The sequence below is a fragment of the Luteimonas sp. TWI596 genome (assembly GCF_039674105.1).
Lineage (GTDB): Bacteria > Pseudomonadota > Gammaproteobacteria > Xanthomonadales > Xanthomonadaceae > Luteimonas.
Genome location: NZ_JBDJMU010000039.1, coordinates 1 through 9,298, shown reverse-complemented (window position 1 = coordinate 9,298; position 9,298 = coordinate 1). Strand labels below are relative to the sequence as shown.

At 68.1% G+C, this 9,298-nt stretch carries 8 protein-coding genes and 1 pseudogene; 5 read left to right on the top strand and 4 right to left on the bottom strand.

The window, feature by feature from the left end; all coding sequences use genetic code 11:
- Positions 1–111: pseudogene (locus ABE487_RS17050) on the top strand (IS481 family transposase); the annotation flags it as partial.
- Here ABE487_RS17050 and ABE487_RS17045 read toward each other — a convergent pair.
- Genes ABE487_RS17045 through ABE487_RS17030 form a run of 4 tightly spaced genes read right to left on the bottom strand, consistent with a single transcriptional unit; the run spans position 108 to position 6,434 of the window.
- Positions 108–1,409: a peptide MFS transporter gene (locus tag ABE487_RS17045; protein ID WP_346452806.1), complete on the bottom strand. Its 1,302-nt coding sequence runs from the start codon at positions 1,407–1,409 to the stop codon at positions 108–110. The pseudogene ABE487_RS17050 and the gene ABE487_RS17045 overlap by 4 nt on opposite strands.
- Positions 1,410–1,428: 19 nt before the next feature.
- Entirely contained in the window at positions 1,429–3,444 is a 2,016-nt protein-coding gene (locus ABE487_RS17040) for a serine hydrolase domain-containing protein (RefSeq protein ID WP_346452805.1), read from the bottom strand.
- On the bottom strand, positions 3,441–4,439 hold the full coding sequence (locus ABE487_RS17035) for a dipeptide epimerase (RefSeq protein WP_346452804.1): 999 nt from the start codon (positions 4,437–4,439) through the stop codon (positions 3,441–3,443). The genes ABE487_RS17040 and ABE487_RS17035 overlap by 4 nt, the downstream gene beginning before the upstream one ends.
- Before the next feature lie 30 nt (positions 4,440–4,469).
- Entirely contained in the window at positions 4,470–6,434 is a 1,965-nt protein-coding gene (locus tag ABE487_RS17030) for a serine hydrolase domain-containing protein (RefSeq protein WP_346452803.1), read from the bottom strand.
- Positions 6,435–6,437: 3 nt separating this feature from the next.
- Here ABE487_RS17030 and ABE487_RS17025 point away from each other — a divergent pair, with 3 nt between their 5' ends.
- The 4 genes from ABE487_RS17025 (at position 6,438) to orn (ending at position 8,592) form a co-directional block, all read left to right on the top strand.
- Positions 6,438–6,698, top strand: coding sequence for a hypothetical protein (locus ABE487_RS17025; RefSeq protein ID WP_346452802.1), 261 nt, complete (start codon positions 6,438–6,440; stop codon positions 6,696–6,698).
- A gap of 42 nt (positions 6,699–6,740) precedes the next feature.
- Complete coding sequence (locus ABE487_RS17020) at positions 6,741–7,376, top strand: helix-turn-helix domain-containing protein (protein ID WP_346442466.1); 636 nt, start codon at positions 6,741–6,743, stop codon at positions 7,374–7,376.
- An 80-nt stretch (positions 7,377–7,456) separates the two neighbouring features.
- The gene (gene tadA / locus ABE487_RS17015) at positions 7,457–7,963 is read left to right on the top strand and encodes a tRNA adenosine(34) deaminase TadA (protein ID WP_346452801.1); all 507 of its coding nucleotides are present in this window, start codon (positions 7,457–7,459) and stop codon (positions 7,961–7,963) included.
- Between the two features lie 65 nt (positions 7,964–8,028).
- Complete coding sequence (gene orn, locus ABE487_RS17010; protein ID WP_241946213.1) at positions 8,029–8,592, top strand: oligoribonuclease; 564 nt, start codon at positions 8,029–8,031, stop codon at positions 8,590–8,592.
- Positions 8,593–9,298 lie beyond the last annotated feature (706 nt).

The window sequence follows — 9,298 nt, the reverse complement described above, 5'->3', positions numbered from 1 at the left end:
CACTGGCTGCACACCTACAACTGGCATCGACCCCATGCCAGCCTCGGCTACAACCCGCCTATCTCCAGAATTCCGATAACTGTGAACAACGTGCTGGCTTTACACAGCTAGACCCGCGCGTCGTCGTTGGCGTCAGCGGCGAGCAGCGGGCGCGCGCGCCGTTCCAGACGCCATAGCGAGAGCGCGACGACAACGCAGACGCCCGCCATCGCCGCGAAGAAGGCATGGACCGACAGGCGCGACCACAGCGTGCCGGCCGCGCCCGCCAGCAGATTGCCGCCGAACGATGCGAGGAACCATGCGGCGATGATCGTCGCGCCGAAGCCGGCTGGCGCCAGACGTGCGAACAGGCCCAGCCCGACGGGCAGGATGAACAGCTCACCGAGCGTGAACATCACAAAGAACAGGGCGGCCCACAGCCAGCCGACCTGAGTGGCCGGGGTGCCGCCCAGCACCGCGACAAGCGCGAACGCGCCACCGACCATGGCGGCGCCGATCGCCATCTTGGTCAAGGGCGGCGGTTCGCGCCCCAGACGGGCCTGCCGGGTCCAGGCCCGCACCAGCCACGGCGTGATCAGGAACACCAGCAGCGGATTGAGCGAGAAGAACCAGGTCATCGGAACGGTGAAGTCCGCGGTCACCGCGCGGTCGACGCCGGTGTCGAGCCAGATCGCGATGGTGTTGCCGATCTGCTCGTAGGCCAGCCGGAACACCACCACCAGCCCGGCGATCATCCCCATCAGTTGCAACAACGGGCGATACGCCGGCTGCCACAGCGCCGACAGCGGCAAGGCCGTGCCGACACTGCGCGGCGGATCGGGCGGCAGATGCCGGCGCCCGCCGATGTAGATCGCCAGGCCGACCAGCATGCCGATGCCAGCCGCGGCGAAGCCCACATGCCAGCCGTAGACCTCGCCGAGGGTGCCGCAGACCAGCGGGGCGAGAAACGCCCCCAGGTTGATGCCGACGTAGTAGACGTTGAACGCCGAGCCGCGGCGCGGGTCCTCGCGCCGATACAGGTCGCCGACCTGGCCGGGCAGGGTCGGCAGGAACAGGCCGTTGCCGAGCACGATCGCCAATAGCGCCGGATACAGCAGGGCGTCGAAGGCCATCAGGAAGTGGCCCAACGCCATCACCGCGCCGCCCACGATCACCGCACGTCGCTTGCCCAGCCAGCGGTCCGCGATCAGCCCGCCGAAGACGGGCGTCAGATACGCCAGCGCGGTGTACAGGCCGTAGACCAGCGAGGCCTGCTGCTGGGAAAACAGCAGCTGCTTGGTCATGTAGTAGACCAGCAGCGCCCGCATCCCGAAGTAGGAGAACTTCTCCCACATTTCGGTCAAGAACAGGATGGTCAGGCCGGGCGGTTGCCCGAACCAGGACCGCGGGGACTCGCTGCCGCTGCTCATGGTCGATCCCCGCTGCCGCCTACAACTGCACGCCGGTGGTCAGCAGACCCTGCGTCCAGCTGGCGAAGGCCACGGCCAGCCCGGCCAGCGCCACGACCCAACTGCCGAAGCGACGCACGCGCGGCCACGTCGCGGGCTTGCGGACCGCGACCCAGACCAGGGCCAGCGCGGCCACCACACCCAGCCACGACAGCGCTTGCACCAGCAGCAGTGGCAGGTCGCGATAGTCCGCCACGCCGCCCGGTGCCGATATCGCTGTGGCATACAGCCCCCATGCGAGGACGCCTGCCAGCAGCACGGTGATCGACAGTGTCTGCGTCCAGCGCAGGCCACGGGCTTGGATAGGTGCCGCTACGCCGTAATGACGCCGCACGAACACGCCACCGACGCGCAGGACCGCCGAGAGCAGCAGCAGCGCCAGCGACACCAGCAGTGCAGGGCGCAGCCAGCCGGGCGAGCGCCAGGCCGGGAAGGGCTCGTAGCCGAACACCGAGGCGAAAGGACCGGCCGAGAAGTAGACCGGCTTGTCGTCCTCGAGCTTCACTTCGAGCAGGCCGCGGCCGTTCTCTTCCTGCCACAGCCACGGCGCCACTTCGCGCCACCGCAGCAACTGGCCATTGAGCCCCTTCTGGCCATCGACGGTGATCGTGCCGTCGGCCTGCGGATGCACCCGCACCGGCGACAACAGGTTCATCACGCGCAGATAGGAGCTGTCGGAGCGGCGCGTGCTCTGCCAGTTCACAGCCGCCAGCGCGGCCGCGTGCGTCCGGGCGGTGTCGGCATCGACGCCCGGACCGGCAGCCACGATCGGGCGCGGGGGCAGGAACTCGGCGACGAAACGCTCCCAGACCTGCGCACGCAGCGCCGAACCCGCGGCATCGCGGCCGGCGCTGTTGGTGGACACGAACAGGCCGATGTTGCGCTCGGGCACCAGATACAGCCACGAATAGAAGAACAGCGTGGTGCCACCGTGCGAACGGGTGTCATAGCCGGCCGTATCGGAGGTCATCCAGCCCAGCGCCATCCGCGGCAGATGCGGCAGGTAGGCCGGCTGCGGCGCCAGCATCTGCGCGACGGTGTCGGGGCGCAGGATGCGCTGGCCGTCGAGTTCGCCCTGGTTGAGCATCGCCAGCATGAAGCGCGCCATCGACCCGCCCGACGCGTACAGGCCACCGATGCCCGGCGCAGTGGTCTTCTCCGCCGGCCAGGACTTGCCGGAACCGAGCCGGTAGCCATTGGCGACATGTGGCAGCAGCGCGGCCGGCAGTTGTTGATGGAAGCTGGCGTACTGCATGCCCAGCGGGCCGAGAATGTGCGCCTGGGCGTAGTCCTCGAACGACTGGCCGCTGATGCGCGCCACGATGTAGGCGGCAACGCCGGTGGCGTAGTTGGAGTACGCCGGCTTGGTGCCGGGCGCGAAGATCTGCTCGGGCACCCATTCTTTGAGGTACTGCTCGCCGGTGGCCGGATGATCGGGCCCCAGCACGATGAGATAGCGCAGGCGTTCTTCCAGGCCCGTGGTATGCGTCATCACCTGGCGCAGCGTGATCGGCTCGCCCTTGGACGGGACCTCGAAGTCGAGATAGGTGTTGATGTCGGTGTCGAGATCGAGACGACCCTGCTCGACGAGCTGCATCACTGCGGTCCAGACGAACAGCTTGGAGATCGAACCGGGGCGGAACAGCGTGGTCCGCGGATCGACCGGCGTGCGCGTGTCGACATCGGAGAACCCGAACCCGCGCTCGGTGACGACGCGACCGTTCTCGACCACGGTCACCACCGCGCCGGCGAGATCGCCCTGCGCCATCAGATAGGGCACCAGGCCGTCGAGGAAGGTATCGACGCGCGATGCATCGAGCGGGACGTCGCCTGCGGGGGACGCGTCCTGCGCGACGGCGGGCGCTTCGGCAACGGGCGATCCCGGCGCCGGCGCAGGCACCTGCGCCTGCAGCGGAATGCACAGTGCAGCGCTCGCGAGCAGCAGGCCGGACGCGACACGCTGCCAGCGGCGGGGGCCGGGTTTGGACACCGTCATGCCTGGACTCCTGTTCCCCAGACGCTGTCGTCGCAATGGACCAGGCCGTCGTCGTAGCGGACGCCGGGCACGCGGTCTTCGGCCAGCACCAGCGGTCCGTCGAGATCGACCACGTCGCAGTGCTGGCCGACGATGAAGGCCGGCGCCATCGCCCAGCTGCTGCCCATCATGTTGCCGACCATCACCTGCATACCCAGCGTGCGGGCCTTGTCGACCATCGCCAGGCCTTCGGTCAGGCCACCGGACTTGTCGAGCTTGATGTTGATGACGTCGAACAGGCCTTCGAGCGCTCCGATCTCGGACACGTCCTGCACGCTTTCGTCGGCGGCGAACGGCAGCGGCCTGGCGAAACCCTTGAGATCGGCCTCGCGACCGCGTCGCAGCGGCTGTTCGAGCAGACTGACGTCGTTATCCATCAGCACAGGAATCAGCGCATCGAGCACGTCGATCGTGTAGCCCTGGTTGGCGTCCACGCCGATCCAGACATCCGGCCGCGCCTGACGCACCACCCGGACGCGCTCGCTGTCGATATCCAGTTCGCCGCTGAGTTTGAGCTTGAGCGCCTTGGCCGGTGCATACCGATTGATCGCGATCGACTGCATCGTCGCCGGATCGTCGGCACCGAGCGTCCAGGTGGTGAGCAGCGGACGGACCTGCGGCAGGCCCGCCAGCGCCCATGCCGGCTTGCCTGCGCGGCTGGCCTCCAGATCCCACAGGGCGCAGTCGAGCGCATTGCGGGCGCCGCCGCGCGGCAGCAGTTGCTGCAGGTCGGCGCGGGTGACGCCGGCCTCGATCTGGCTGCGCAGGCCTTCGAGCGTCGCCAGCATCTGCTCGGGCGCGTCGTCGAGGTAGTAGACGCCACTGGCCTCGCCACGGCCGCGGTGGCCCTGGTCTTCCAGTTCCACGCGCAGTACCGGCGCATGCTCGAAGACATAGCCGCTGATCCGGAACGGGGCGAGCATGCGCAGCTTGTCGATCTGCAGGGTCAGTTTCATCGAGGTCTCCAGCCGTCGTGCGGCGAGGGGTCAGTAATCGAGGGCGAAGTCGGCCAGGCCCATCAGGACCAGGACGTAGGCGAGCACACAGGCCGATACCAGCAGCAGAGCGGCCCGAAGGACTGCGAACACGCCGCGTCGGCTGCGCAGGGTCTGCAGCAGGTGCCAGGCCGTCGCGGCGATGCCGCCGACGATGGCGATGACGCTGCCGATGCCCAGCAGGATCACGACCGGGTCGAGGCGGTCGTCGAAGCGTGCGAAATCCGCCGCCCCCCAGCTCATCACGGCCAGGCCGGCGGCCGGCATCAGCAGCATCCAGATGCAGGCCACGCGGCTCAGGCGATACGCGTGCAACGCCGTCGGCGACCAGTCCAGGCGACGTCCATTGCGGCGTCGGACGATGGCCGCGATCGGCCAGGCCAGCACGGTCAGCACCAGCACGACGACCGCGCCGATCAGCAACGGCTTGAGCCAGGTCGCCGAGCGGTAGCCTTCGACCTGCAGGAAGACATTGAATGGCGCCGCCGAGTCGACCGCGAAGCCGACTGGCTGGCCGTCCTCGAGGATCGCCGCCAGACGCACCTCGCTGTGCGTCGCCTGCCACAGCCAGGGGCCGACCGGCTTGAACGTCGTCGGCTGCCCGTTGGGCTGCTTCATGCGCTCGAACCGCAGGCTGCCATCGTCGAGCGCCTGCAGGCGCGGCTGCGACAGGACGCTGATCCGTCCCAGTCCTGTCTCGTTGCGTCGGGATTCGCGATAGGCGGGCGTCGCCAGGCGACGCGCCTGGTCGGCGGCCACGGCCGCATCGACGGCAGGCGCCGGCGCGGATGCGGCGGCGGGGAAATAGCGGTCGGCGAAACGCTCCAGCAGTTCACGGCGGATCGGACCGGTGACGCCACCGACGCCTGCACTGTTGAGCGACACGAACAGGCCCACGTCGTGGTCGCGGAACAGGAACAACTGCGAGTGGAACGAGAAGGTGTCGCCGGCGTGCGAGACCACGCGTTGGCCGTTGACGTCGATCTCGTAGAACCCCAGCGCCATCGTGTGCAACGGCGGCGCGAAGCGCGTCTGCGGGGTCAGCATTTGCGCGCTGGTCGACGCCCGGAGGATCGGCGAGTCGTGGCCGCCGGCCGCCGACAGGTGGGCGATCATGAAACGCGCCATGTCCGCGCCGCTCGCCGACATGCCGCCGGCTGGAACGGACGGCGTGACCTCGAATGCGCGCGCGGCGCCCGAGCCGCGTGCGTATCCCTGCGACACGCGTGCGCGCAGCGCCGGCGGCTGCCGGAAGCTGGCGTGCTCCATCCGCAACGGCGCATAGATCCTGCGCTCGATGTACTCGGGGAAGGGCAGGCCTGAGATGCGCTCGACGATGTAGCCCGCCAGGCTGGTGCCGTAGTTCGAGTACGCCGGCACGGTGCCGGGGGCGAAGATCCGCTTGGGAACCCACTGCGCGAGGTAGGGGCCAAGCGCGAGCCCGTCGGCCTGCGCGATGGCCTCGCTGGTCCACATGGTCTTGATGTTGGCTTCGAACCCGGCCGTATGCGTCATCAGGTGCCGCATCGTGATCGGTGCGCCGCGTCCGGGCACGTCGAAGTCCAGATAGCGGTTGATGTCCGCGTCCAGGTCCAGCTGTCCTGCCTCGACCAGCTGCATCACCGCCGTCCAGGTGAACAGCTTGGAGACCGATGCCACCCGGAACAGGGTGGTGTCGTGATCGACCGGGATCCGCTGCTCGACATCGGCGAACCCGTAGCCGCGGCGCACCAGAATCCGACCGTCCTTGACCACCGTGACGACCGCGCCGGCGATATCGCCGCGCTCGATCGCATACGGCATGAAGCCGTCCAGCCAGGTGCCGACATCGGCCTCGGTCAATGACGATGCGCCCGCCGGGGACGCGTTCGCCACGCCCCCCGATTGCCGTGCGAAGGCCGGGAAGCTCGCCGCGATGGCGCAGCACAACACGACAAGCCACGTCCACAGACGCATGCGATGACCCTCGACGCAGGAAATCCGGAGGCGATGCGGGTCAGCCCGGCACCGCCGAAATTATCTCAATCAGGCTACATTATTCCTGATCGGAAAAATGTCAAACCTTGCGTCGCGGGGATGTCCGGAGCGGCCGCTTCCAACGCGATCCGTCGCCGAGCCGGCCGCCGCCCGGTCAACGCACGTTGGGCGGGCACAAGGCCCTCGCCGCGCGCCGTGTCGCAAAAAAACATCCTGATCAGGATGGTGTTCATCCGGCCGTAGTATCGTGCCGGTCACTTCACTGGGAATCACCAAGGCCTGTCGATGAGTCCGAAGAGCCCCACGCTCGGAACCCTGCTGCGCGGCTTGCGCACGCGCAGGGGCTGGACGCTCAGGGAGATGAGCGAACACACCGCCATCCCCCTGTCCACCCTGTCGAAGATCGAGCACGATCGTCTGACCCTGACCTACGACAAGCTCCAGCACTTGGCGCAGCGCCTGAACATGCGCGTGTCGGAGCTGTTTGCCGAACCCGAGCCGGGCGCCGCGCCGCAGGCGGTCACCGCCCGCCGCAGCATCGGCACGCTGGACAAGGCCTTGCGGGTCAAGACCGACAACTACGATTACTTCTATCTGTGCACCGAGTTGCGGCGCAAACGGATGATCCCGATCCTCACCCGGGTCCGTGCCAAGACGACGGCCGAGTTCGGCGATCTGGTGCGCCATCCCGGCGAGGAGTACATCCACGTGCTCGAAGGCCGGATCCAGGTGCACAGCGAGTTCTACGACCCGGTGGTGCTCAGCGCAGGCGAGGGCATCTACATCGACAGCCAGATGGGGCATGCCTACATCGTCGACACCGGCTGCGAGGAAGCCTTGCTGCTCGGCGTGTGCTCGAGCGCGGAGGAAGACCTCATGGAGTCGTTGATCACCATGCACGAGCAGGAAGGCAGCGTCTGAGGCCACCGGGGCCCGGGCCTTGCCATGCAAGTGCATGCAGGGCCTGGGATGTGCAGCAGGCCACGGGCCATAATGCCGGCATGCCGGACCTGCACGCGCCCTCTCTGACCGATGCCGCCGCTGCGGACGCGACATGGATGCGCCGGGCGCTGTCGCTCGCTGAGCGGGCGATGGCCGAGGACGACGAGATTCCGGTCGGCGCGCTGGTCGTGTCGCCGCAGGGCGAGGTCATCGGCGAGGGCTGGAATCGCAACATCGCCGAGCACGATCCCAGCGCGCATGCCGAAGTGGTGGCGATGCGCCGCGCGGGCCGGCTCCTGGGCAATCACCGGCTCGTCGGCTGCACGCTGGTGGTCACGCTCGAGCCCTGCGCGATGTGTGCGATGGCGATGATCCATGCGCGGATCGCGCGCGTGGTGTTCGGGGCCTTCGACCCCAAGACCGGCGCGGCGGGCAGCGTGTTCGACGTGCTGGGCGATCCGCGGCACAACCACCGGGTCGAGGTGACGGGCGGGGTGCTGGCCGAGGTCGCCGGGCCCATGCTGACGAACTACTTCCGTCGCAAGCGCGGGCGTCCGCCGCGTTGATCGCGGGCGAGGGGTGGGGACCGCTGCGATATCATGCGTGCCACGACAGCGATGGCGACCTGCCCATGAATGCCGACAGGCACAGCGACACCCGGTTGATCTGGATCGATCTGGAGATGACCGGTCTGGACACCGACCACGACCAGATCCTCGAGATCGCCACCGTGATCACCGATGGCGATCTCAACGTGCTGGCCGAAGGTCCGGAGCTGGCCATCGTGCAGCCGCTCGATGTGCTCGAGGCGATGGACGACTGGAACCGCAACCAGCACACGCGCTCGGGGCTGTGGGCGCGTTCGCTGGAGCAAGGCGTCGGCCTGGCCGAGGCGCAGGCGCGCACGTTGGCGTTCCTGCAGCAGTGGGTCGAGCCGGGTCGTTCGCCGATGTGCGGCAATTCGATCTGCCAGGACCGGCGCTTCCTGCACCGGCAGATGCCGGCGCTGGAGAAGTTCTTCCACTACCGCAACCTGGACGTGAGCACGCTCAAGGAGTTGGCCCGCCGCTGGGCGCCGCAGATCCTGTCGGGCTTCACCAAGCATTCGGCGCATACGGCGCTGAGCGATGTGCACGATTCGATCGACGAGCTCCGGCACTACCGGCGCCACATGGCGGCGCTGGCGCAGCCTTGATTCTCTGCCTGCGGTAGAAAGGTGCACGGCTCTAGTGCTCGCTGCGCGAGCCGTTGCGGGGGCCACTTCGGATAGGCATCGGCCTGCCGCCCGGTAGCCGCTCTTCCCTCGGCAGGCCGCTTCGCGGTCCGGCCACGCGAAGCACGCGTGGCGTTCGCATGGATGCGCGGCAGTGCCGCGCACGCCATCCATGCTCACCCTGTCCTGACTCGGGCGCGCGCGCTCCGCTTTGCGGATTGGTCCGGCCCGGCGTAGCACGCCGGGCGTTCGCCCGCTCGCGCGGCATGCCGCGCAAGCAGAACGGGCTCACCCATGGCGCGCTTGGCGCGGCCACCGACCGTCAGTCCGCTGCTGCAGACGTGTGCGCTCCGGCTTCGAGTAAACGCAACGTCGCATGCTGGGAGAAATCGCGCACTGGCAGGCTCAGTGCGTCGTGCTGGTCGGGGGCTGCGATAGCGGGCCATGGATGGCCCGCGGCGGCGAGTCAGCCATGGATGGCTGACCGAGCCGGGGAGCAATCCCCGGCCGGCGCGACGCGCGTTCCGGAGAGGAGGCAGTGGAAAAGCAAGATGTCCCTGACCTCGCAAAGAGCCACAAAAAAGGTTCTTCGCAGATTAGCGGGGAGTCCTTTGCCAGCCACCGTTACGCTTGATGCCTGATTCCAGGGCGCAAGGGTGAGGGGATGTTCGACCGGAAGACGATCAAG